Genomic DNA, 23,509 nt, shown 5'->3' on the forward strand with positions numbered 1-23,509 from the left:
CCGGGCCCTCCTGCGTTGCATTGAGTCGAAGGCACTCAAGTTCCCCAGGAGGTCCCTTTGCCAGAGACGTTCGGCCCGACCGGTAGCAACGACTCGTTCGACGAGTTCCTCGCCCGCCTGCTCGCGGCACAGCGCACCGGTGACCAGCAGCGCGTCCGCGCGTTCGGTCGACCGGTCGACATCACCCGGCTTCTCAGCCGCCGGACCCACGAGCTGCTCCAGCACACCGCCGAGTACGCGGTCGCGCAGGGGCAGCGCGAGATCGACGCACTGCACATCCTGCACGTGCTCGTCCGCACCGAACCGTTCGACGCCGTCGTGCGTTCCGCCGGGGTCGATCCCCAGCGACTCGCCGAGGAGATCGAGCAGCGCCTGCCGATGGCGCACGAGCCGCTGGCCGAGCAGACCGGCCGCCCGGCACTGACCGGCACCGCCCAGCGCATCCTCGTCGAAGCGACGCAGGCAGCGCGGGGCTTCGGCAGCACCTACACCGACCCCGAGCACGTCTTCTTCGCGCTCGTGATGGACCAGGAGACCGTGACCGGCCAGCTGCTCGCCAGCGCCGGGATCACCCCACAGGTCATGCAGGACTACGCCCAGCAGGCCGCGGCAGCAGCACGAGAGGGGCGCCCCATGCCAGGAACGAACGACGCCGTCGGCACTGACCAGGCCACCGACAGCGACACCCCGACGCTCGACCAGTTCGGCACCGACCTCACCGAGCGCGCCCGTGACGGGCACGTCGACCCGGTGATCGGCCGCGCCGACGAGATCGAGCAGACCGTCGAGATCCTGCTCCGCCGCACCAAGAACAACCCGGTGCTGATCGGTGAGCCCGGCGTCGGCAAGACCGCGATCGTCGAGGGCCTCGCCCAGCGCATCGTCGACGGTGACGTTCCCGCCCTGCTGCAGGGCAAGCGGGTCGTCGCACTCGACCTGCCCGGCATGCTCTCCGGCACCCGCTACCGCGGCGACTTCGAGGAGCGCCTCACCAAGGCGATCGACGAGATCGCGGCGCACGCCGACGAGCTCATCGTCTTCGTCGACGAGCTCCACACCGTCGTCGGCGCCGGTGGCGGCGGCGAGGGCGGCTCGATGGACGCCGGCAACATCCTCAAGCCCCGGCTCGCCCGCGGCGACCTGCACCTGGTCGGCGCGACGACACTCAACGAGTACCGCCGGATCGAGAAGGACGCCGCGCTCGAGCGCCGGTTCCAGCCCGTCACGGTGGGGGAGCCGAACGTCGAGGACGCCGTCGCGATCCTGACCGGCCTCGCCCCGCGCTACGAGGAGCACCACGGCGTCGGCTACACGCCCGAGGCGCTCCGCGCCGCCGTCGAGCTCTCGCACCGCTACGTGACCGACCGGCACCTGCCGGACAAGGCCATCGACCTCATCGACCAGGCCGGTGCACGCCGCCGCCTCGCCCTGTCGGGCGACGTCGACGTCGAGGCACTGCGTGCCCAGGTCACCGACCTGACGGCCCGCAAGGACCGCGCGGTCGCCGAGGAGCACTACGAGGAAGCGTCCGACCTGCGTGACGAGATCGTCGGACTGGAGGCCCGGATCACCGCCGCCTCGTCGGCGGACGCCAGCCGCCCCTCCAGTCCGGAATCCGCGGACACGTCCATCACGGAAGCCGACATCGCCGCCGTGGTGTCCCGCGCCACCGGGATCCCGGTGACCCGCCTCGGCTCGGCCGACAAGACGCGGCTCGCCGCGCTCGAGTCCGAGCTGCACGACCGAGTCGTCGGCCAGGACGACGCCGTACGGGCGATCGCCAAGGCGGTGCGGCGCAGCCGGACCGGCATGGGCGACCCGCGTCGTCCGGTGGGCAGCTTCCTGTTCCTCGGCCCGACGGGCGTCGGCAAGACCGAACTCGCGAAGGCCCTGGCGTCGTCGCTGTTCGGTGACGAGTCCGCCATGCTCCGCTTCGACATGAGCGAGTTCGGCGAACGCCACACCGTGTCCCGCCTGGTCGGTGCCCCTCCCGGGTACGTCGGCTACGACGAGGCCGGCCAGCTCACCGAGCGTGTCCGCCGCAACCCGTACTCGGTGATCCTGCTCGACGAGGTCGAGAAGGCCCACCCGGACGTCTTCAACCTGCTGCTGCAGGTGCTCGACGACGGCCGGCTCACCGACGGGCAGGGGCGGACGGTCGACTTCCGGAACACGGTCGTCATCATGACGTCGAACATCGGCTCGGAGTTCCTCGCCTCCCGCTCGGGAGCGCTCGGGTTCTCCCCGGTCGGTGCGACGGACGGCTACGCCGAAGACGACCTGCGGGCCCGCGTCATGGGCAAGCTGCGCGAGGCGATGCGGCCCGAGTTCATCAACCGCATCGACGAGATCGTGCTGTTCCGCAAGCTCGACCGGTCCCAGATCGCGTCGATCGTGTCGCTGCTGCTGCAGGACACGGCGCTCCGGCTGGTCGCACAGGACATGCTCCTGTCGGTGTCCGACGCGGCGGTCGACTGGCTCGCCGAGCACGGGTACGAGCCGGAGTACGGCGCCCGCCCGCTCCGTCGGCTCATCCAGCGCGAGGTCGACGACCGCATCGCGACCCTGGTGGTCGAGGGCGGGGTCGCCGCGGGTGACACCGTGCGGATCGACGTCGATGGCGATGCCCTGACGGCGAGCGTCGCGGAGCACGCGGCGGTCTAGTCCGGTCGCACGCACACGAAGGCCCGGTACCGATTCGGTACCGGGCCTTCGGCGCGCGCGGACCGCCGCGCTGCGCGCCGCCGCCGCGCACCGTGCGCGCTCCGTCACACGGTGCGAGGTTGCCCGCACCGTGCGCGCCTGCGATCCCGCACCGAGCGCGCAGGCTGCCACCGATCCGCCGACGGCGCACGGTGCAGCCGGGAGGCCCGGCGCCGGTGCACGACGGGAACTCGGCACGCAGCCTGCTCGTCGCCACGAGAACACCAACCTCGCACCGTGATCACCCTGTTCGGGAATGCAATTCCGGATGTTTTCCGGAAAAGGGGTTGCGCTCGGAATTGCGGTGCCGATAGTGTTCACTCGTCGCGAACGGTCGAACATTCGACCCGGACGACTCCGCCAGCTCGAGACCGAAAGGGGGCCGACCATGATGATCTCCGCAACCACTCCGTTCCGTGGAATCCGTGGACGCGTCGGTACCCCGTTCCGCGTCCGCTGACCCGGAGCGTCCCACTCTCCTGACACCTGTGCCTCCGGGCACCGTGCGCTGAGCCGATCAGGCTCGCGCAGCACCGGTTCGTTCGTCTGCTGAACGGTTCGTCGACTCGTCGATGCGTGCCGTCCGATCTGCGCGGACGACGCCGGAAGAATGTCGGTGGACAGTGTGACGCTCTCGGTGTCGACGAGCATTCCGCGATCGTTGTCCGAACATTTCCGGACCATCCCGGAGTGCATTCTTACGCATTCAATTCCTGCTGCCCGCAACCCGGGCGGATTCGTCCTGCCCGACACCCGGGCAGCTCTGCCGTGCCCTGAAGGGGAACACCGTGACCACGAAGACCACCACCCGTCCACCCGATACCCGCGCGGTGCGCCGCCGGGTCTCACTCGCCGACCGCATCGCACTCCGGGTCGGGATGTCGCTCATCATCTGGAGCCGACGCACCCGCAAGGAGCGGCCCGAGGTCGACCTCGCCACACTGGCCCGCCTCGAGCGGGAACGCCAACAGCGCGAGGCCGACTGGATCACCCAGGGCGCCGCCATGCGGATGTGGCGCTGACCCGCGGCGCTGCGGCGCCGGCACTGTCGTCGGCGTCACGCGCGCACCGTGCGTCGTTCCGAAGCCCGTGCGGACTGAACGGCTCGGTGCGAGGAAACAACCTCGCACCGAGCCACCTTCGGCGAACCGTCCGACGGAACCCGCACCGTGCCGCGATCGGTCGGCCCCGCACGAGGCGACCACCCTCGCACCGTGCGCCGTCGTGTCGGACGCACCCCGGGCCTCCCGTACCGTTGGCGGGTGACCGAAACCGCAGCTGCACTCGTCGAACGCCTCACCGCCCTCGTGCCGGACTTCCCGAAGCCGGGGGTGCTCTTCCGTGACGTGACGCCGGTGTTCTCGGACGCCGTCGCGTTCGGCCGCGTGTGCGAAGCACTCGCGGCACCGTTCGCGGTCGGAGCCGGGTTCGACGCCGTCGCCGGCATCGAGGCCCGCGGCTTCGCACTGGCCGGGGGCATCGCCGCCCAGCACCAGGTCGGCGTGCTCACCGTGCGCAAGGCGGGGAAGCTCCCCGGCGAGGTCCTCAGCGAGCAGTACGCGCTGGAGTACGGCGAGGCCGAACTCGAACTGCGCCCCGGCCAGTTGCCGGCCGGCACCCGGGTGCTCGTCGTCGACGACGTCCTGGCCACCGGCGGGACCGGTGCAGCCACCATCACGCTGCTCGAACGCGCCGGCTACCAGGCCATCGGGTTCGCCGCCCTGCTCGAGCTCGACGGCCTGAACGGGCGCGAGCGTCTCGAGCCGCGCCTGCCCGTCGCGACGCTCGGCGCCGTCCCGGCCTGATCACGGGCAACCGCGCGGTCGGGGCGGCATCCGTTCTCTCCACAGGTGCGACCCCGGCGTCCGCACGCGAGCACGTCTCGCACTAGTCTTGACGCACCATTTCGATCGAGGAGTCCCATCATCGTGACCGAGTCAGTCGCACCCGCGCCCGCCGAGCTTCCCCAGGCACCCGAGCCCCGGACCGCGACGACGACCACGACCGGCACCGAGCTCTTCGACGGTGAGCGCGGCGTCGTCGCGATCCGTGTCGACGGTGTCCTGAAGGACCTCGCGGCGGACGTGCAGGCCGGCGAGACCGCCGAGGCCGTCACCCTGCAGGAGCAGGACGGGCTCGACATCTTGCGGCACTCGGCAGCCCACGTGCTGGCGCAGGCCGTGCAGCAGATCAACCCGGACGCCAAGCTCGGCATCGGGCCGCCCGTCACCGACGGCTTCTACTACGACTTCGACGTCGCCGAGCCCTTCACCCCCGAAGACCTCAAGGCGATCGAGAAGGGCATGGACCGCATCGTCAAGCAGGCCCAGCGCTTCCGTCGCGTGGTCGTCACCGACGAGCAGGCACGCGAGTTGATGGCGGGGGAGCCCTACAAGCAGGAGCTCATCGGCCTCAAGGGTGCGGCGTCCGACGGTGACTCCGGCGAGAGCGTCGAGGTCGGTGCCGGCGAGCTCACCGTGTACGAGAACGTCGACCCGAAGTCGGGCGAGGTGCTCTGGCAGGACCTCTGCCGCGGCCCGCACGTCCCGCACACCCGCTGGATCGGCAACGCCGCCAAGCTCATGCGCGTCGCCGCCGCGTACTGGCGCGGCTCGGAGAAGAACCCGCAGCTGCAGCGCATCTACGGCACCGCCTGGCCCGACAAGGACCAGCTCAAGGCGTACCTGGTGCGCCTCGAGGAAGCCGCCAAGCGCGACCACCGCAAGCTCGGCGCCGAACTCGACCTGTTCTCGTTCCCCGACGAGATCGGTTCCGGCCTGGCGATCTTCCACCCGAAGGGCGGCATCATCCGCCGCGAGATGGAGGACTACTCGCGCCGTCGGCACGAGGAGAACGGCTACTCGTTCGTCTACACGCCCCACATCACCAAGGGCGACCTGTTCGAGACCTCCGGGCACCTCGGCTGGTACAAGGACGGCATGTTCCCGGCCATGCACATGGACGAGGCGAAGGACGAGGACGGCAACGTCACCCGGCAGGGCGCCGACTACTACCTCAAGCCGATGAACTGCCCGATGCACATCCTGGCGTACCGGTCGCAGCCCCGCTCCTACCGCGACCTCCCGCTCCGGATGTTCGAGTTCGGCACGGTGTACCGCAACGAGAAGTCCGGCGTCATCCACGGCCTCACCCGCGTGCGCGGCCTGACCCAGGACGACGCGCACATCTTCACCACGCAGGAGAAGATGAAGGAGGAGCTGACCACGACCCTCGCGTTCGTGCTCTCGCTCCTGCGCGACTACGGCCTCGACGACTTCTACCTCGAGCTGTCGACGAAGGACCCGGAGAAGTACGTCGGTGACGACGAGGTCTGGGACGTGGCGACGGAGACGCTGCGCCAGGTCGCCGAGGAGTCCGGTCTCGAGCTCGTGCCGGACCCGGCCGGCGCCGCGTTCTACGGCCCGAAGATCTCCGTGCAGGCCCGCGACGCCATCGGACGCACCTGGCAGATGTCGACCGTACAGCTCGACTTCAACCTGCCCGAGCGCTTCGGCATCGACTACACCGCGGCCGACGGCTCGCGCCAGCGTCCGGTGATGATCCACCGCGCGCTGTTCGGCTCGATCGAGCGCTTCTTCGGTGTCCTCACCGAGCACTACGCGGGCGCGTTCCCGGCGTGGCTGTCGCCCGTCCAGGTCGTCGGCATCCCGGTCGCGGCCGAGTACGGCGACTACCTCGACGAGGTCATCGCGAAGCTCCGCGCCCACGGCGTCCGCGCCGAGGTCGACCACTCGGACGACCGCATGCAGAAGAAGATCCGCACGCACACCAAGGCGAAGGTGCCGTTCCAGCTCATCGCCGGTGGCGACGACCGCGATGCCGGCGCCGTCAGCTTCCGCTTCCGCGACGGCCGCCAGGACAACGCGGTGCCCGTCGACGAGGCCGTGGACCGCATCCTCACCGCGATCCGCGAGCGCACGCAGGTCTGATGGCGCAGTCGGGAGGCCCGGAGCAGGCCGCGGGGACCGGTCACGTCGACGACGTGGCCGGTCCCACCGCCGCCGCGGGCTCCGAAGGCGCGGACACCGATCCGCTGGTGATCCGCGACGCGGCCACGGGCGCAGCCGTCCCGGACGCGTTCCAGCGGCTCTGGAACCCGCACCGGATGGCCTACATCGACGCCGGCCGCGAAGGCCGGGGACGCGGGCACGACGACGACTGCCCGTTCTGCGAAGCCCCGCGGAAGTCCGACGAGGACGCCCTGATCGTGGCCCGGGGCGAGCACGCCTACGTGCTGCTCAACCTGTTCCCGTACAACAACGGGCACCTGCTCGTCTGCCCGTACCGGCACGTCCCGCTCTACGACGAGGCGACTCCTGACGAACTGCGCGAGATCGGCGAGCTGACCCAGACCGCGATGCGGGTGCTGCGCGAGGTCTCGCACTGCGACGGCTTCAACATCGGCATGAACCAGGGCGAGGTCGCCGGTGCCGGCGTGGCCGCACACCTGCACCAGCACATCGTCCCGCGGTGGCAGTCGGACGCGAACTTCTTCCCGATCATCGCCCGGACGAAGTCCATGTCGCAGTTGCTCGGCGAGACCCGTCGACTCGTCGCCGACGGGTGGCCCCGGGCGCACTAGACTGGTCGGCATCATGAGCGACAGCACCAGCACCTCCGGCACCCCTGGCACCTCGATCACCGGCTCCGACCGCGTCAAGCGCGGACTCGCCGAGATGCTCAAGGGCGGCGTGATCATGGACGTCGTCGACGCCGAGCAGGCCCGCATCGCGGAAGAAGCCGGTGCGACCGCCGTCATGGCCCTCGAGCGCGTCCCCGCTGACATCCGTGCGCAGGGCGGCGTCGCCCGCATGTCCGACCCCTCGATGATCGAGGAGATCATCGCTGCGGTGTCGATCCCCGTCATGGCGAAGGCCCGCATCGGCCACTTCGTCGAGGCGCAGGTGCTGCAGGAGCTCGGTGTCGACTACATCGACGAGTCCGAGGTGCTGTCGCCGGCCGACTACCTCAACCACATCGACAAGTGGAAGTTCACCACCCCCTTCGTCTGCGGTGCCACCAACCTGGGCGAGGCGCTCCGACGCATCACCGAGGGCGCGGCCATGATCCGTTCCAAGGGCGAGGCCGGCACGGGCGACGTGTCCGAGGCCACCAAGCACATCCGCACCATCACCAAGGAGATCGCGGCGCTCCGCAACCTGCGTGAGGACGAGCTCTACGTCGCCGCCAAGGAGCTCCAGGCCCCGATCGACGTCGTGCAGGAAGTCGCCCGCACCGGGAAGCTCCCCGTCGTCCTCTTCACCGCCGGTGGTGTCGCCACCCCGGCCGACGCCGCGATGATGATGCAGCTCGGCGCCGACGGTGTCTTCGTCGGTTCCGGCATCTTCAAGTCCGGCGACCCGGCAGCGCGTGCCGCCGCGATCGTCAAGGCGACGACCTTCCACGACGACCCCAAGGTCATCGCCGAGGTGTCCCGTGGTCTGGGCGAGGCAATGGTCGGCATCAACGTCGCCGACGTCCCCGCACCGCACCGCCTCGCCGAGCGTGGCTGGTAGTCCGACGAGCGGCGCTCGGCCCCGCATCGGGGTCCTGGCGCTGCAGGGTGACTTCCGTGAGCACATCGCCTCGCTGACCGAGCTCGGCGCCGACGTGGTGCCGCTCCGTCGCCCCGAGGAGATCGAGACCCTCGACGGCGTCGTGATCCCCGGGGGCGAGTCGAGCGTGATGGACAAGCTGTCCCGCGCGTTCGGCGTCGCCGAGCCCCTCGCCGACGCGATCCGCGGTGGCCTGCCCACCTACGGCACCTGCGCCGGCATGATCATGCTGTCGTCGCGGATCACCGACGGCATCAGCGGCCAGCAGACCCTCGACGTGCTCGACACCACCGTGCGCCGCAACGCGTTCGGTGCGCAGAACGACTCGTTCGAGATCGACATCCCGATGCCCGACCTGGGCGAGGCCCCGGTGCACGCGGTGTTCATCCGGGCCCCCGTCGTGGAGCAGCGCGGCGACGACGTCCACGTCCTCGGTGCGTTGCCCGACGGCCAGGTCGTCGCCGTGCAGCAGGGCAACGTCATCGCGAGTGCGTTCCACCCCGAGGTCGCCGGCGAGGACCGCTTCCACCGCCGGTTCCTCGACCTGGTGCGCAGCGCCTGAGGCGTGACCGTCCACCCGCCGCACCGACGGGACGAAAGCCGCGCCGCGCCTCCAGGCCGGTGTTCGGCCCACAGGGCCGCTAAACTGAGCGGGACTTTCCGCAAGACGCAAGGAGAACCGTGTCCGGGCATTCCAAGTGGGCAACGACCAAGCACAAGAAGGCGGTCATCGACCAGCGCCGTGCCAAGTCGTTCGCCAAGCTGATCAAGAACATCGAGGTCGCCGCGAAGATGGGCGGTGCCGACATGTCCGGCAACCCGACCCTGGTCGACGCCGTGCAGAAGGCGAAGAAGACCTCGGTCCCCAACGACAACATCGACCGCGCCGTCAAGCGCGGTGCCGGTCTCACGGGCGAGACCATCGAGTACACGACGATCATGTACGAGGGCTACGGCCCGAACGGCGTCGCGATGCTCATCGAGTGCCTCACGGACAACAAGAACCGTGCTGCGGCCGAGGTCCGGACGGCGATGTCGCGCAACGGCGGCACCATGGCCGACCCGGGCAGCGTCGCCTACAACTTCTCGCGCAAGGGCGTCATCTCGGTCACGAAGACCGACGGCCTCGACGAGGACACCGTGATGACCGCTGTGCTGGACGCCGGTGTCGAGGACGTCATCGACCAGGGTGGCGGCTTCGAGATCATCACCGAGGCGAGCGACCTGGTCGCCGCCCGCACTGCCCTGCAGGACGCCGGCATCGACTACGACTCCGCCGACGCCGAGTTCGTGCCCGGCCTCAAGGTCCCGGTCGACGCCGAGACCGCCCGCAAGGTGTTCCGCCTGATCGACGCGCTCGAGGACTCGGACGACGTGCAGAACGTCTACTCGAACTTCGACATCCCCGCGGACGTCCAGGCCGAGCTCGACGAGGACGAGGGCGAGTAACCGTGCTCCGTGTGCTCGGGGTGGACCCCGGGCTCACCCGGTGCGGCGTCGGCGTCGTCGAGGTCGCACCGAACCGGCGCGCACGGCTCGTCCACGTGACGGTCGTGCGCACCCCGCCGGACATGCCGCTCGAACAGCGGCTGCTCCGCATCGCCGACGGCATCGCCGCCGAGATCGACGAGCACCACCCGGATGCGGTCGCCGTCGAGCGGGTGTTCGCGCAGGCGAACGTCCGCACCGTGATGGGGACCGCGCAGGCGGCCGGCCTGGCGCTGCACGCCGCGGCCGCCCGCGGCCTGCCCGTCGGCCTGCACACCCCGTCCGAGGTCAAGGCCGCCGTCACCGGCTACGGCAACGCCGACAAGCGTCAGGTGCAGACCATGATCGCGCGCGTGCTCGGTCTCGACGAGGCCCCGAAGCCGGCCGACGCCGCCGACGCGCTCGCGTTGGCCGTGTGCCATGCCTGGAGGCTCGGATCACCCGACGCCGCCGGCTCGCGTGCCACGAACCTCACCCCGGCACAGCGTGCCTGGCGGGACGCCCAGGGCGGCACCGTCGACTCGCCGCTGGCCCGTGCGGCCGCCGCCGCGGCCCGCCCGCAGCGTGGCAGGTCGGCGTCGTCGGTGGGCGGCCCTAGGCTCGGAGCATGATCGCGAGTCTCCGGGGCACCTGCATCGACATCGCCGGTTCGGCCGTGGTGATCGAGGTCGGGGGAGTCGGGTACGCCGTCACCGTGACCCCCGCGCACGCGCTGACGATGCGCCACGGGTCCGAGGTGTTCGTGCGGACCGCCATGATCGTGCGCGAGGACGAGCACCTGCTCTTCGGGTTCGAGTCGACCGACGCCCTGCAGGTGTTCGACCTGCTGCGCGGCGTGTCCGGCCTCGGCCCGAAGTCCGCGATGGGCGTCCTGGCCCACATGGACCCGGCGCAGATCGCGAACGCCGTCGCGAACGAGGACGACGGTGCCTTCCGCAAGGTCTCCGGCATCGGCCCGAAGACCGCCAAGCTCATCATCGTCGCGCTCTCCGGCAAGCTCGTGGCCTTCGAGCAGGCAGCCGTGGTCGCGGCAGCACGGGGGACCGCAGTGCACCCCGCCGCGGTCGACGTCGTCTCGGCGCTCATCGGCCTCGGCTGGCGCGAGGACGCGGCACAGTCCGCGGTCGACGACGCCGTCGCCAACGAGCCCGGTGCCGCCGCGATGGGCACCCAGGCCCTGCTCCGTGCCGCCCTCGGTGCACTCCGACCCGCGGCAGCCGGCCGGTGAGCGGCATCACGTCCGCCGGCGCCGAGTCGCCGGAGGAACTCGCGTTCGAAGGCGCGCTCCGCCCCCGCTCGCTCGACGAGTTCGTCGGGCAGCGCAAGGTGCGCGGGCAGCTCGACCTGCTCCTCAAGGCCGCAGGCATGCAGGAGCGCACGCCCGACCACATCCTGATGGCGGGTCCTCCCGGCCTCGGCAAGACCACGCTCGCGATGATCGTCGCGCACGAGACCGGGCGACCGCTGCGCATGTCGAGCGGCCCGGCGATCCAGCACGCCGGTGACCTCGCCGCCGTGCTGTCGTCCCTGGTCCCGGGCGAAGTGCTGTTCATCGACGAGATCCACCGCATGGCCCGCTCGGCAGAGGAGATGCTCTACCTGGCGATGGAGGACTTCCGCATCGACGTGATGGTGGGCAAGGGTGCGGGTGCCACGAGCATCCCGCTCGACCTCGCACCGTTCACGCTCGTCGGCGCCACCACCCGGGCTGGCCTCTTGCCGAACCCGCTGCGCGACCGCTTCGGCTTCACCGCCCACCTCGAGTTCTACGAGAAGGACGAGCTCGAGCAGGTCCTGATCCGTGCGGCCCACCTGCTCGAACTCGACATCGACCGGACCGCCCTGCGCGAGATCGCCGGACGCTCCCGCGGCACCCCGCGCATCGCGAACCGCCTGCTCCGCCGGGTGCGCGACTACGCCCTCGTGCACCGCACCACCGACGGCATGGCCGCGGTCCAGGGTGCACTCGACCTGTACGACGTCGACGAACTCGGGCTCGATCGGCTCGACCGGGCCGTGGTCGAGATCATGCTGACCCGGTTCGACGGGGGGCCGGTCGGTCTGAACACCCTCGCCGTCTCCGTCGGCGAGGAGTCCGAGACGATCGAGTCGGTCGTTGAACCGTTCCTCGTCCGGGTCGGTCTCGTGACGCGCACGCCCCGTGGGCGCATCGCCACACCACGTGCCTGGCGGCACCTCGGTCTCACCCCGGGACAGGCCGACGGCGGGCAGCCGGGGCTCTTCGACGACCAGGACACCGACGACTGAACGCCGATCAGTCGAGTGACATGCCACGGACACCGGCGTGCCCTAGACTGCTACGGCCCGAAACCGAGCAACCAGAGAAGGCAACGCATCATGGGTCAAGAAGTCATCCTCATCGTCATCGTCGTGGCGTTCGCGGCCTTCATGTTCTACAACAGCCGCAAGCGCAAGAAGCAGCAGGCCGAACTCGTGGACAAGATGGTCCCGGGCGCCAAGGTCATGCTGTCCTTCGGCCTCTACGGCACGCTCCTCTCCGTGAACGAGGAGAAGGTCACCGCTGACGTCGAGATCGCACCGGGGACCATCGTCACCGTGCACCGCCAGACCCTGTCGCGCGTCGTCGACGACAACGCGTCCGACGTCGAGACCACCACGACCACCGAGGACGAGCCGAAGCCGGTGGCCGAGCTCAACGGTGAGCCGGTGTACGGCGAGCGGGTCGACACCGACCGGGTCGACGAGACCGACGCCACGAAGCGCAAGTCCGACGACTGACGCCCTCGGCCGCCGGGTCGTCTGACCCGGCGGCTTCCCTCTGCCGTCGCACGGTGTGCCGACGGTCCTGAACAGAAAGACGAGACGACCGGTGGCACGATCGACACCCGTCAAGAAGGCGCTGCGCTCGCTCACCTGGTTGGTGATCCTGATGGCGATCCTCGCCGGCGTGAACACCGCCGCGTCGGTCCTCGCCGGCTCTTCGAAGGACGACACCGACAAGTGGTACCAGGGCGCGAGCTGGGTGCCGGAGCTGGCTCTGGACCTGCAGGGCGGCACACAGCTGACCCTCGCGGCGCAGAACACCGAGGGCGACTCCGTCACCTCGCAGCAGCTGCAGCAGGCGGTGAACATCATCCGCCAGCGCATCGACGCCACCGGTGTCTCCGAGTCCGAGATCAACACCCAGGGCGCGAACAACATCGTGGTCTCGATCCCGGGTCGCCCCGACAAGGCCACGATCGACCGCATCGAGGCCGCAGCCAAGCTGACCTTCCGCCCGGTGCTCTTCACCGAGGCCGCATCGAGCTCGGCCGTCGGTGGCGACGGCAAGGGCACCGCGTCGCCGACTCCCTACTCGCCCCCGGCATCGCTCGCCGCGACGCCGAGCGCGAAGCCGTCGAACGCGAGCGACCTGAACTGGGTCACGCCGAAGCTGCAGGACCTGTACACCAACTACAACTGTGCAGCGCCGGACGACATCACCGCGGCACCCGATGACGAGCCCCTCGTCACCTGTGACCAGACGGGCGCGGCGAAGTTCATCCTCGGTCCGGTCGAGGTCCTCGGAGCCGACGTCAGCAACGCCACCTCGGGTCTCGCCACCGACTCGCAGGGCACGTCGACCGGCCAGTGGGCCGTCAACCTGACGTTCAACGGCGAGGGTTCGAAGGACTTCCGCACCGTCACGAACCGTCTCGTGTCGCTCCAGCAGCCGCAGAACCAGTTCGCGATCGTGCTCGACGGCACGGTGATCGAAGCCCCGACGACGAACTCGGCGATCACCAACGGCAAGGCGCAGATCAGCGGGAACTTCACCGCCGAGTCTGCCAAGACCCTCGCCGACCAGCTCAAGTACGGTGCGCTGCCGATCAACTTCCAGGTGCAGTCGAACGAGAACATCTCGGCGACACTCGGCACCGCGCAGCTCATCGGTGGCCTCATCGCCGGTCTGATCGGTCTGATCCTGGTGATCATCTACTCGGTCATCCAGTACCGAGCCCTGGCGTTCGTCACGGTGCTGTCGCTCGGGATCGCCGCCGTGCTCACCTACCTGGTGATCGCGATCATGTCGTGGCGCGTCGACTACCGCCTCTCGTTGGCGGGTGTGGCGGGTCTCATCGTCGCCATCGGCATCACGGCGGACTCGTTCATCGTCTACTTCGAGCGCATCCGTGACGAACTCCGTGACGGCCGTGCCCTCGAGAGCGCGGTCGAGTCCGGCTGGAAGCGTGCCCTCCGCACGATCCTGGCGTCCGACGCGGTGAACTTCCTGGCCGCCGTGACGCTCTACGTGCTCGCGGTCGCCGACGTGAAGGGCTTCGCGTTCACGCTGCTCCTCACGACACTCATCGACATCGTGGTGGTCGCGCTCTTCACCCACCCGATGATGCAGCTCATCGCCCGCAGCCGGTTCTTCGGCGAGGGGCACCGGTTCAGCGGTCTCGACCCGGCAGCACTCGGTGCCGTCTACCGGGGGCGCGCGCAGTTCCGCGCACCCGTCGTGGACGGCAAGCGCCAGCGCAGTGCCGGTGAGGCACAGCGCCGACAGACGATCGCGGAGCGGAAGGCCCAGCAGGCCTCCGGCGACAACGGCTCGACGCCGGACGGGAAGGACGACTGATGGCCAGCTTCAGCCAGTTCGGCAGCGACCTCTACACGGGGAAGCGGTCGTACGACATCATCGGGCGCCGGAAGACCTGGTACCTCATCGCCCTCGCGATGATCCTGATCTCCCTGGTCACCCCGTGGCTCCGTGGCGGGTACCAGCTCGGCATCGAGTTCACCGGCGGCTCGGAGTTCACGATCTCCGACGTCAAGACGCTCGACCAGAACATCGCCACCGAGACCGTCGAGGACGTCGTCCCGGAGTCGATCCCGCGCGTCTCGCAGCTCGGCACGCACGGCATCCGCGTGCAGACCGGGCAGCTCACCGACCGTCAGACGACCGAGGTGCAGGACGCCCTGGCGAAGGCCTACGACGTCCCGGAGAGCCAGGTCGCCGCGACCTTCATCGGCGCGACGTGGGGTGCCGACGTGCTCGCGCAGGCCATCCGTGGTCTCGTGATCTTCCTCGCCCTCGCCGCGGTCTTCATGACCCTGTACTTCCGCACCTGGAAGATGTCACTGTCCGCGATGGCGGCGCTGCTGCACGACCTGCTCATCACGGCCGGTGTGTACGGCATCGTCGGGCTCGAGGTCACGCCCGCGGCGGTCATCGGCTTCCTGACGATCCTCGGGTACTCGCTCTACGACACCGTGGTGGTCTTCGACAAGGTGCGTGAGAACACCGCGCAGGAATCCATCCGGACGTTCAAGCAGTCGGTCAACCTCGCGGTCAACCAGACCCTCGTCCGATCGATCAACACGTCGGTCGTGGCACTGCTGCCGGTCGCAGCGATCCTCTTCATCGGGTCGTACGTGCTCGGCGCCGGCACCCTGCGCGACATCTCCCTCGCGCTGTTCATCGGCATCATCGTCGGCACCTACTCGACGATCTTCATCGCGTCGCCGATGTACGCGCAGCTGCGGGAGAACGAGCCGAAGATCAAGGAGTCGGACGCCAAGAAGACCGCGGCGGCCGAGAAGCGCCGGCGTGAGGTCGACGCAGCGGAGGCGAACGTCTGATGCCCATCGAGATCCAGGAGATCGACGTCGCCGAGGCCCAGCGCCGCATCGACGCCGGAGCCCGCCTGTTCGACGTCCGTGAGCAGGGGGAGTGGGACGAGGTCCACGCTCCCCAGGCCACGCTCGTGCCGATGTCGGAGTTCGTCGACCGCTGGCAGGAGATCAACGGCGGCGACCAGCCGGCCATCATCGTCTGCCACTCCGGCGGCCGTTCGTCGCGCATCGTCGCGGCGCTCGAGCAGTCGGGGGTCCCGGCCGTCAACCTCTCCGGCGGCATGCTCGCCTGGGAGCAGGCGGGGGCACCGGTGGAGCGCGACGCCCAGGGCGAACCGCGTCACGGGCACTGACCGGGGACGCGTAGTCTTGTCGGATCGAGCTCGGATCGAGCTCTCGGACCGAGTCCTGGGAGGCGCATCATGACGGACACCCGCGAAGAGCCGTCCGCGCCGAGCCGCCCGGGTTCCGCCCCGCGGCCCTCGAGCCCGATCGGTCCGAACACCACCGGCAACCTCGGTTCCCTCCGCTCGCTGCTGCCGCGCCTGTTCTCGCGCGCCCAGCCGGCCGGCGCCGTGGACACACTGATCCGCACGGTCCGCTCGCACCACCCCAAGGCCGACGTGACGCTCATCGAGCGGGCCTACTCGGTCGCCGAGCGCGCGCACGACGGGCAGAAGCGCAAGTCCGGTGAGCCGTACATCACGCACCCGGTCGCGGTCGCGCAGATCCTGGCCGACCTCGGCATCGGCACGATCACCATCGCGGCTGCGCTCCTGCACGACACGGTGGAGGACACCGACTACCAGCTCGATCAGCTGCGGGCCGACTTCGGCGACGAGATCGCGATGCTCGTCGACGGCGTCACGAAGCTCGACAAGGTCAAGTACGGCGACAGCGCCCAGGCCGAGACCGTCCGCAAGATGGTCATCGCCATGTCGAAGGACATCCGCGTCCTCGTCATCAAGCTCGCCGACCGCCTGCACAACGCCCGCACGTGGGGCTTCGTCGAGTCGACCTCCGCCACACGCAAGGCGAAGGAGACGCTCGAGATCTACGCGCCGCTCGCGCACCGGCTCGGCATCCAAATGATCAAGCTCGAGCTCGAGGACCTGTCGTTCGCCGTCCTCCACCCGAAGCTCTACGTCGAGATCGACAGCCTGGTCAAGGAACGCCAGCCGAAGCGCGAGCAGTTCGTCCAGAACGTCATCGGGACCCTGAAGAAGGACCTGAAGGCCGCCAAGGTCCGCGGCGACGTCATGGGTCGGCCGAAGCAGTACTACTCGATCTACCAGAAGATGATCGTGCGGGGTCGCGAGTTCGACGAGATCTACGACCTCGTCGGCATCCGCGTGCTCGTGCCGACCGTGCGCGACTGCTACGCCATGCTCGGCTCGGTGCACGCCCGCTGGACCCCGCTGCCCGGTCGCTTCAAGGACTACATCGCGACCCCCAAGTTCAACCTGTACCAGTCGCTGCACACCACGGTGCTCGGACCGCAGGGCCGTGCGGTCGAGATCCAGATCCGCACGCACGAGATGCACCAGCGCGCCGAGTTCGGTGTCGCCGCCCACTGGAAGTACAAGCAGCGCGCTGCCGGCCGTGACGCCGGTACCTCGTCGACGACGGACGACCAGGACATGGCGTGGCTCGCCCACATCACCGACTGGCAGGCCGAGACCAGCGACCCGGGCGAGTTCCTCGACTCCTTGCGCTACGAGATCGGCGCCAAGGAGACCTACGTCTTCACGCCGCAGGGCAAGGTCATCGGGCTCCCCGCGGGAGCCACCCCGGTGGACTTCGCCTACGCCGTGCACACCGAGATCGGCCACCGCACGATGGGTGCGAAGGTCAACGGCCGCCTGGTCCCGCTCGAGAGCCAGCTGTCCAGTGGCGACGTCGTCGAGATCTTCACGTCAAAGAACCCCGACTCCGGTCCCTCGCAGGACTGGCTGCAGTTCGTCCGCAGCCCCCGCGCGCGCAACAAGATCAAGCAGTGGTTCACCAAGGAGCGCCGCGAAGAGGCGATCGAGCAGGGTCGCGACGCCATCGCCCGGGCGATGCGCAAGCAGAACCTGCCGCTCCAGCGCATCATGAGCCAGGACAGCATCGCCGAGGTCGCCTCGTCGATGCGGTACGAGGACGTCTCCGCCCTCTACGCCGCCATCGGCGAGGGCCACGTCTCGACGCAGTCGGTGATCGAGAAGGTCCTCGGCAACGTCCAGACCGAGACCGAGACGGACGAACCCGAACTCGCGTTCCCGCGCCAGGTCACCAGTCGGCAGCTGCGCACGAGCGACAGCGGCGTGCTGGTCCGCGGTGCGCCCGACATCCTCGTGAAGCTCGCGAAGTGCTGCACGCCGGTGCCGGGCGACCAGATCGTGGGCTTCATCACCCGCGGCCAGGGTGTCTCCGTGCACCAGTCGTCGTGCACCAACGTGAAGTCGCTCATGAACGAACCCGACCGGATGATCGAGGTCGAGTGGGCCCCGTCGTCGAAGTCGGTGTTCCTCGTGCAGATCCAGATCGAGGCGCTCGATCGGTCGGGCCTGCTCAGCGACGTCACCCGGGTGCTGACCGACCACCACGTGAACATACTGTCCGCGACGGTGTCGACCTCGTCCGACCGTCTCGCGCTCAGCCGGTTCGTGTTCGAGATGGGCGACACCATCCACCTCGACCGCGTGCTCAACGCGGTGCGACGCATCGACGCCGTCTACGACGTCTACCGCGTCAGCGCCGGCTAGCGGCACGGCCCCGCGCGGCCCGTCCGTCGACCGGTCACGAACTGTCGCCTGCGGCCCTGCCAACCGACGGTTCGTGACCACTCGGCGGACGTGAGCGGGGTGTCCTGACCGCCCGCGCCCGCACCCAGCGCGCAACCCCTACCGCACAGCACCCCCAGCCGCGCCCTGCAGCCCCCGCAACCGCCGCTCGGCCTGCCGCACCATGGGGATCGTCCCGAGCGACCTCAGGCGCGTCCGCAGCTCGTCGGCCGTGACCGCCCCGATCGCGAGCAGCCCGTGCACGGCCGCCGCCTCGGCTTCCCCGAACACACCGGCCGAGGGGCCCGGCGTCCGCAGCAGGTCAATCGCAGTCCGCGCCGGTACCGTGACCCGCAGCCGCGAGCGCTCGACGGTGTCGTCGACGTGGATCCGGACCTCTCGCAGGCGCACGTCCGGCCCGACGTGCACGCGCACCTGCGGCGGGATGCAGGCCTCGAGCGGCGCCGGCGGCCGGGACACCGCACCCCAGATCCACGCGGCGGTCAGCGTGCAGGCGATCAGGCGCGCGTCCCGCAGGACCCAGGCGGCAGCGGCGGCGCGCAACGACGGCGTCTGCGGCTCAGCGGGGGAGGCCCAGCAGGGACCGACGGCGACCAGCTCACCGGCCAGGACCGCCGCACGCAGCTCGGGCTCCGGCCAGTCGTCACTGGTCAGCAGTCGTGGGCGGGGCACCCGCACATCCTGCCCGACCTGCGCACGCGACCGACAGGCCTGTGGACAAGCCACGCACCGACCGGGAGGCCCGTGGCGGGCCCGCACCGCGCCTCCAGGCCGTCGCCGGTCACCTCCACGGCGTGGGCCGCTTCGACGACGCGACCAGCCGACGGCCGCGCACCGGATCGGGCCCGGCCCGACGCGAGGCGCGCGCTCAGCGCAGGACGTCGGCGCGGTGCACGAGCGCCGCGGCACCGATGAGCGGACCGTCCTGGGACAACCCGGTCGGCACGATCTGCACCTTCGTGACGAACCCGAACTCGACACGCTCCGCCACGGCCTGCCGGGCGTACTCGAACAGGTCCGGCGTGACGTGCGAGAACCCGCCACCGATGGCGACGATCTCGAGGTCGACCAGGCTCGTGGCGGCGGCGATGGCCTGCCCGAGGGCGCGACCGCTCCGCTGGATCGCGGCGACGGCGATCTCGTCGCCGGCGGCGTACGCGGCCGAGAGCTCCTCGCCGGTCGTGCCCGTGAAGCCCTGACGACGTGCCCAGGCCACGGTCTTCGGGCCGCTGGCGATCGCCTCGAGGCAACCGGTGCCGCCGCAGGCGCAGGGGTCGTCGTAGCCGCCGCACTCGACGTGTCCGATGTGGCCGGCGTTGCCCGTCGGTCCGCTGACGGTGCGACCGTGCAGGATGAGCCCGCCGCCGACGCCGGTGGAGACGATCATGCCCATGACGTGCTCGTAGCCCTGGGCCGCGCCGACCCAGTGCTCGGCGAGGGTGATCGCCAGGCCGTCCATGCGGAGCGTCACCGGGACGTCGTCCGGCACGAGCGCCGCGATCCGGTCGCGCAGCGGGTGGCCACGCCAGACCGGCATGTTGAGCGGGGAGACGAGACCGTGCTCCTCGTCGACCGGGCCGGCGGAGCCGACGCCGACACCCACGAGCGTCGCGTCGGCGGGCAGCGCGCCGAGCGCGGCGGTGACGACCTCGTCGACGGCGGCTTGCAGCTCGTCCGAGGTGCGCTGCGGCCCGGTGGGGCTGCGGAACCGGGTCGCCGGCAGCACGACACCCTGGTCGGTGACGAGCGCGGCCTCGACCTTCGTGCCGCCGAGGTCGACGGCGAGAGCGAGGGCGGGGGACTGGGGTGCGGTGCTGGACATGCGCGCTCCGATGCGGCGGTCTGGAGGCACGGTGCGGGTCGCCGACGCGTCGTCGCGTCCGGTGGGCACCGGCCTGGTCGTGGTGGGTCGTGCTGGGTGCGTGGGTTGGCTCAGCTGGGCTGGCTCAGCTGGGCTGGCTCAGCCGGGTGGGCTCACCGCCGTGGGTCAGCCCCGTGGGTCAGTAGGACGTCGTGTCGTCGCCGAGCGCCGACGCGACGCCCGTCTCGGCGCGGTGCGCGACCTCGTCGAGGATGCGGGCCGAGGCGCTCGTGCCGATGCGGTTCGCGCCCGCCTCGACCATCTCGAGCAGCGTGTCGAGGCCGCGGACGCCGCCGGAGGCCTTCACGCCGGTGTCGGCACCGACCGTGCGGCGCATCAGGGCGATGTGCTCGGCCGTCGCGCCACCGCCGGCGAACCCGGTCGAGGTCTTCACGAAGGCGGCGCCAGCGGTCTGTGCCGCACGCGAGGCCGCGACGATCTCGTCGTCGGTCAGGAACGCGGTCTCGAGGATCACCTTGACGACGGTGTCGCCGGCGGCGTCGACGACCGCGCGGACGTCCTGCTCGACGCGCTGCCAGTCACCCGACTTCGCCGCGCCGATGTTCTGCACCATGTCGAGCTCGAACGCGCCGTCGGCCAGGGCCTGCAGCGACTCGGCGACCTTCGCCGCGGTGGACGTGGTGCCGTGCGGGAAGCCGATCACGGTGCCGACGCCGACGCCGGTGCCCGTGAGGCGCTCGACGGCGTGGGCGACGTCGCTCGGACGGACGCAGACGCTGAAGACGCGGTGGGCGGCGGCTTCGTCGAGCTGGGCGTCGACGTCCGCGCGGGTGAGTTCGGGCTTCAGGATCGCGTGGTCGATGAGGCCACGGACGGCATCGACGGTGACGGGGAAGGCTGCGTTGTCCACCCGGCAAGCCTACCCGTCAGGCGTGCCGCGTAGCGTGCAGGGCATGCAGGTCCTCGTCACCGGCGCCACCGGGTACATCGGTGGTCGTCTCGTCCCTCGTCTCCTCGAAGCCGGCCACTCCGTCCGGGTGTTCGTGCGCAACCCCCGGAAGCTCCAGGACGTCCCGTGGAGCAGTGAGGTCGACGTCGCGGAGGGCGACCTCCAGGACGCCGAGGCGGTGCGCGCCGCCGTCGACGGGATCGAGGCGGTCTACTACCTCGCCCACGCGATGGGGGCCGACGGCGACTTCGAGTCGGCCGAGCGCGAGGCCGCCGAGACCATGGCACGCGAAGCGAAGGCGGCCGGCGTCAGCCGGTTCGTCTACCTGGGCGGGCTGCACCCGGAAGGCGAGCTGTCGAAGCACCTCCGCAGCCGCAAGGAGGTGGGGGAGATCCTCCTCGGCTCGGGCGTTCCGACGGTGGCGTACCAGGCCGGGGTCGTGATCGGCTCGGGCAGCACCTCGTTCGAGATGATCCGGCACCTGACCGACGTCCTGCCGTGGATGCCCGCGCCGCGCTGGGTCCGCAACCACATCCAGCCGATCGCGGTCCGCGACGTCCTGTACTACCTGGTGGCCGCGCTCGACGTCCCCGCCGACGTCAACCGCACCTTCGACATCGGCGGCCCCGACGTCCTGCGGTACGGCCAGATGCTGAACGGCTACGCGGTCGAGGCGAAGCTGCCCCAGCGCCCGATCACGGTCCTGCCGGTGCTCACCCCGCGCCTCGCCGCGCACTGGTTCAACGCCGTCACCCCGATCCCGCGCAAGCTCGCGACGCCGATCATCGAGTCGCTGCAGTTCGAGTGCGTGCAGCGCGAGCACGACATCGACGACGTCGTGCCGCAGCCCGAGGGCGGCCTCACGTCGTACCGTCGGGCCGTCCGCCTCGCGCTCAACAAGATGCGCACCGGCCAGGTGCAGACGAGCTGGCGCAGCGCGACGCTCTCGAGCGCCTCGGCCGACCCGATGCCGAACGATCCCGACTGGGCCGGGCACACGGTCTACGTCGACGACCGGAAGCGGCACTCCAGTGCATCCGCCGAGGACGTCTGGCGCGTCGTCGAGTCGATCGGCGGCGACAACGGCTGGTACTCGTTCCCGCTCGCCTGGGTCGCCCGCGGCTGGATGGACAAGATCGCCGGCGGTGTCGGCCTGAACCGCGGCCGGCGTGACCAGCAGCGCCTGGAGCAGGGCGACGCGCTCGACTGGTGGCGCGTCGAACGACTCGAGCGCGGCCGGTACCTGCGGCTCCGCGCCGAGTTCAAGTCGCCCGGTCGTGCGTGGCTCGAGATGACCGTCACACCGAACCCCGACGGCGGCAGCGACTACCACCAGCGGGCCATCTACTTCCCGCAGGGCCTGGCCGGGCGGCTGTACTGGTACGGCATCCTGCCGTTCCACGGCGTCATCTTCCCCGGTATGGTCGAGCGCATCACCGCCGCCGCCGAGCGGGAGTCCGACCACACCGAGTCCACGCAGCGCAACCGGACGCAGCAGACCGGGACCCCCGAGCCGGCGCACGAGGAGGCAGCATGACCGACGACCGCAGCCCCGTCCTCTTCCTGGGGGACAGCATCACCGAACAGGGCGACTGGGACACCTGGCTCCCCGACGAGCACACGCTGAACCAGGGCATCGGTGGCGACACGACCGACGGTGTACTGACGCGCCTCGACGCCGTCGTCGCCGAACAGCCCGAGGTGATCGTGCTGCTCATCGGCACGAACGACTTCGGCAACCACCGCGCCAGCGCCGAGCACGTGGTCCGCAACGTCGAGACCATCCTGGTCACGCTCCGCCGCGAGCTGCCGGGCGTGCGCCTGCTGCTCGTGTCGATCCTGCCCCGGCAAGCCGAGTACGCCACGAAGATCGAGCAGGCCAACCGGCACCTCCGTCAGTTCGTCGCCACGTGCCACGCGCAGTACCTCGACGCCTGGCCCGCCCTGGCCGACGGCGACCACCTGGACGCCCGCTTCACCGAGGACGGCCTGCACCTGACCGAGGACGGCTACCGCGCGCTGGTCGGTGAGCTGGTGCCGGCGCTCGAGCGCGTCCGCGACCTGCCGCCGATGTCGCGGTCGATCCAGGCGATCGACCTCGACGGCTCCGCGGACTGATGGCCGCACGCAAGGGGCGGCCCCCGGTGGGGTCGTCCCAGCACGGCGTGCCCGCAGGGTCCCCGCGACCCGCAGCCGCCGCACCCGTCAACGGTGCCCGCACCACGCCGCCCTTCACCCGCCCCGCGCTGGCGCCGTCGATGATCGCGGCGATCGTGCTGCTGGCCTGCGTCGCCATCGTCGACTCGTCGGGCTTCGTCTTCGCCCGCTGGGGCGTCACGGTGCTCGCCTTGATCGTGCTCGTCTTCAGCGTGCGCGGGAAGGTCTGGTGGGCCGCCCTGCTCATGGCCGCCGTCGCCGTGTGCTGGAACCCGCTCGTCACGGTGCCCATCCCCGGACAGGTGTGGGCGGCACTGCAGCTGGTGGCCGCCGCGCTGTTCATCGTGGTGGGCATCGTGGTCAAGGTGCCCCGCGAGTCGGACGGACGGTAGGATCGGCAGGTCGGGTACAGGACCCGACCGCACGA

Annotated in this window: 22 protein-coding genes; 19 read left to right on the forward strand and 3 right to left on the reverse strand. The window is 70.3% G+C overall.

Annotated elements, in window-relative coordinates; translation table 11 throughout:
- Nucleotides 1-57 precede the first annotated feature (57 nt).
- The 16 genes from DEJ11_RS09155 to DEJ11_RS09230 all read left to right on the forward strand — a co-directional run bounded on the left by DEJ11_RS09155 (nucleotide 58) and on the right by DEJ11_RS09230 (nucleotide 18,115).
- Entirely contained in the window at nucleotides 58-2,664 is a 2,607-nt protein-coding gene (locus DEJ11_RS09155) for an ATP-dependent Clp protease ATP-binding subunit (protein ID WP_111103575.1), read from the forward strand.
- An 827-nt stretch (nucleotides 2,665-3,491) separates the two neighbouring features.
- Nucleotides 3,492-3,725 carry a hypothetical protein gene (locus DEJ11_RS09160; RefSeq protein ID WP_128779916.1) on the forward strand — a complete coding sequence of 78 codons (234 nt, stop codon included), beginning with the start codon at nucleotides 3,492-3,494 and terminating at the stop codon, nucleotides 3,723-3,725.
- A 240-nt stretch (nucleotides 3,726-3,965) separates the two neighbouring features.
- Nucleotides 3,966-4,508 (forward strand): adenine phosphoribosyltransferase, encoded by a 543-nt coding sequence (locus DEJ11_RS09165; protein ID WP_017887364.1) that lies wholly within the window; start codon nucleotides 3,966-3,968, stop codon nucleotides 4,506-4,508.
- A gap of 123 nt (nucleotides 4,509-4,631) precedes the next feature.
- Entirely contained in the window at nucleotides 4,632-6,653 is a 2,022-nt protein-coding gene (gene thrS / locus DEJ11_RS09170; protein WP_110863745.1) for a threonine--tRNA ligase, read from the forward strand.
- Nucleotides 6,653-7,306, forward strand: coding sequence for an HIT family protein (locus DEJ11_RS09175; protein ID WP_246552672.1), 654 nt, complete (start codon nucleotides 6,653-6,655; stop codon nucleotides 7,304-7,306). The genes thrS and DEJ11_RS09175 overlap by 1 nt, the downstream gene beginning before the upstream one ends.
- A gap of 13 nt (nucleotides 7,307-7,319) precedes the next feature.
- Nucleotides 7,320-8,240, forward strand: a complete 921-nt coding sequence (gene pdxS / locus DEJ11_RS09180) for a pyridoxal 5'-phosphate synthase lyase subunit PdxS (protein WP_111103576.1) — start codon at nucleotides 7,320-7,322, stop codon at nucleotides 8,238-8,240.
- Nucleotides 8,230-8,841 carry a pyridoxal 5'-phosphate synthase glutaminase subunit PdxT gene (gene pdxT / locus DEJ11_RS09185; RefSeq protein WP_111030092.1) on the forward strand — a complete coding sequence of 204 codons (612 nt, stop codon included), beginning with the start codon at nucleotides 8,230-8,232 and terminating at the stop codon, nucleotides 8,839-8,841. The genes pdxS and pdxT overlap by 11 nt, the downstream gene beginning before the upstream one ends.
- Before the next feature lie 119 nt (nucleotides 8,842-8,960).
- On the forward strand, nucleotides 8,961-9,728 hold the full coding sequence (locus tag DEJ11_RS09190; protein ID WP_017887357.1) for a YebC/PmpR family DNA-binding transcriptional regulator: 768 nt from the start codon (nucleotides 8,961-8,963) through the stop codon (nucleotides 9,726-9,728).
- 2 nt (nucleotides 9,729-9,730) lie between these two features.
- Entirely contained in the window at nucleotides 9,731-10,378 is a 648-nt protein-coding gene (ruvC, locus tag DEJ11_RS09195; protein WP_035808297.1) for a crossover junction endodeoxyribonuclease RuvC, read from the forward strand.
- Nucleotides 10,375-10,995 (forward strand): Holliday junction branch migration protein RuvA, encoded by a 621-nt coding sequence (gene ruvA / locus DEJ11_RS09200; protein ID WP_111103577.1) that lies wholly within the window; start codon nucleotides 10,375-10,377, stop codon nucleotides 10,993-10,995. Before ruvC ends, ruvA begins: the two co-directional genes overlap by 4 nt.
- Nucleotides 10,992-12,035, forward strand: coding sequence for a Holliday junction branch migration DNA helicase RuvB (ruvB, locus tag DEJ11_RS09205; protein WP_111039335.1), 1,044 nt, complete (start codon nucleotides 10,992-10,994; stop codon nucleotides 12,033-12,035). The genes ruvA and ruvB overlap by 4 nt, the downstream gene beginning before the upstream one ends.
- Nucleotides 12,036-12,125: 90 nt before the next feature.
- Nucleotides 12,126-12,527 (forward strand): preprotein translocase subunit YajC, encoded by a 402-nt coding sequence (locus DEJ11_RS09210; protein WP_051596726.1) that lies wholly within the window; start codon nucleotides 12,126-12,128, stop codon nucleotides 12,525-12,527.
- A 91-nt stretch (nucleotides 12,528-12,618) separates the two neighbouring features.
- A complete protein-coding gene (gene secD / locus DEJ11_RS09215) occupies nucleotides 12,619-14,370 on the forward strand; it encodes a protein translocase subunit SecD (protein ID WP_111045997.1) in 1,752 nt (583 codons plus the stop codon).
- Nucleotides 14,370-15,374 (forward strand): protein translocase subunit SecF, encoded by a 1,005-nt coding sequence (gene secF, locus DEJ11_RS09220; protein ID WP_071403841.1) that lies wholly within the window; start codon nucleotides 14,370-14,372, stop codon nucleotides 15,372-15,374. The genes secD and secF overlap by 1 nt, the downstream gene beginning before the upstream one ends.
- The gene (locus DEJ11_RS09225; RefSeq protein ID WP_111103578.1) at nucleotides 15,374-15,721 is read left to right on the forward strand and encodes a rhodanese-like domain-containing protein; all 348 of its coding nucleotides are present in this window, start codon (nucleotides 15,374-15,376) and stop codon (nucleotides 15,719-15,721) included. Before secF ends, DEJ11_RS09225 begins: the two co-directional genes overlap by 1 nt.
- Before the next feature lie 69 nt (nucleotides 15,722-15,790).
- Complete coding sequence (locus DEJ11_RS09230; protein ID WP_228513657.1) at nucleotides 15,791-18,115, forward strand: RelA/SpoT family protein; 2,325 nt, start codon at nucleotides 15,791-15,793, stop codon at nucleotides 18,113-18,115.
- Between the two features lie 138 nt (nucleotides 18,116-18,253).
- Here the strand turns inward: DEJ11_RS09230 and DEJ11_RS09235 are convergent, their stop codons facing one another.
- From DEJ11_RS09235 to deoC, 3 genes are all read right to left on the reverse strand, one after another.
- On the reverse strand, nucleotides 18,254-18,826 hold the full coding sequence (locus DEJ11_RS09235) for a type IV toxin-antitoxin system AbiEi family antitoxin (protein WP_181440830.1): 573 nt from the start codon (nucleotides 18,824-18,826) through the stop codon (nucleotides 18,254-18,256).
- Between the two features lie 196 nt (nucleotides 18,827-19,022).
- Nucleotides 19,023-19,976, reverse strand: a complete 954-nt coding sequence (locus tag DEJ11_RS09240; protein WP_111030143.1) for an ROK family protein — start codon at nucleotides 19,974-19,976, stop codon at nucleotides 19,023-19,025.
- A gap of 178 nt (nucleotides 19,977-20,154) precedes the next feature.
- On the reverse strand, nucleotides 20,155-20,886 hold the full coding sequence (gene deoC / locus DEJ11_RS09245) for a deoxyribose-phosphate aldolase (RefSeq protein ID WP_111103580.1): 732 nt from the start codon (nucleotides 20,884-20,886) through the stop codon (nucleotides 20,155-20,157).
- A gap of 43 nt (nucleotides 20,887-20,929) precedes the next feature.
- On the opposite strand from deoC, the gene DEJ11_RS09250 reads away from it, so the two are divergent.
- From DEJ11_RS09250 to DEJ11_RS09260, 3 genes are read left to right on the forward strand one after another with little or no spacing between them, the layout of a single operon-like run.
- A complete protein-coding gene (locus tag DEJ11_RS09250; RefSeq protein WP_258375393.1) occupies nucleotides 20,930-22,462 on the forward strand; it encodes an SDR family oxidoreductase in 1,533 nt (510 codons plus the stop codon).
- Entirely contained in the window at nucleotides 22,459-23,043 is a 585-nt protein-coding gene (locus DEJ11_RS09255) for a GDSL-type esterase/lipase family protein (protein WP_071403838.1), read from the forward strand. Before DEJ11_RS09250 ends, DEJ11_RS09255 begins: the two co-directional genes overlap by 4 nt.
- On the forward strand, nucleotides 23,043-23,474 hold the full coding sequence (locus DEJ11_RS09260; RefSeq protein WP_111030098.1) for a DUF6804 family protein: 432 nt from the start codon (nucleotides 23,043-23,045) through the stop codon (nucleotides 23,472-23,474). Before DEJ11_RS09255 ends, DEJ11_RS09260 begins: the two co-directional genes overlap by 1 nt.
- The last annotated feature ends 35 nt before the right edge of the window (nucleotides 23,475-23,509 follow it).

Source organism: Curtobacterium sp. MCLR17_058 (assembly GCF_003234705.2).
Classification (GTDB): domain Bacteria; phylum Actinomycetota; class Actinomycetes; order Actinomycetales; family Microbacteriaceae; genus Curtobacterium; species Curtobacterium flaccumfaciens.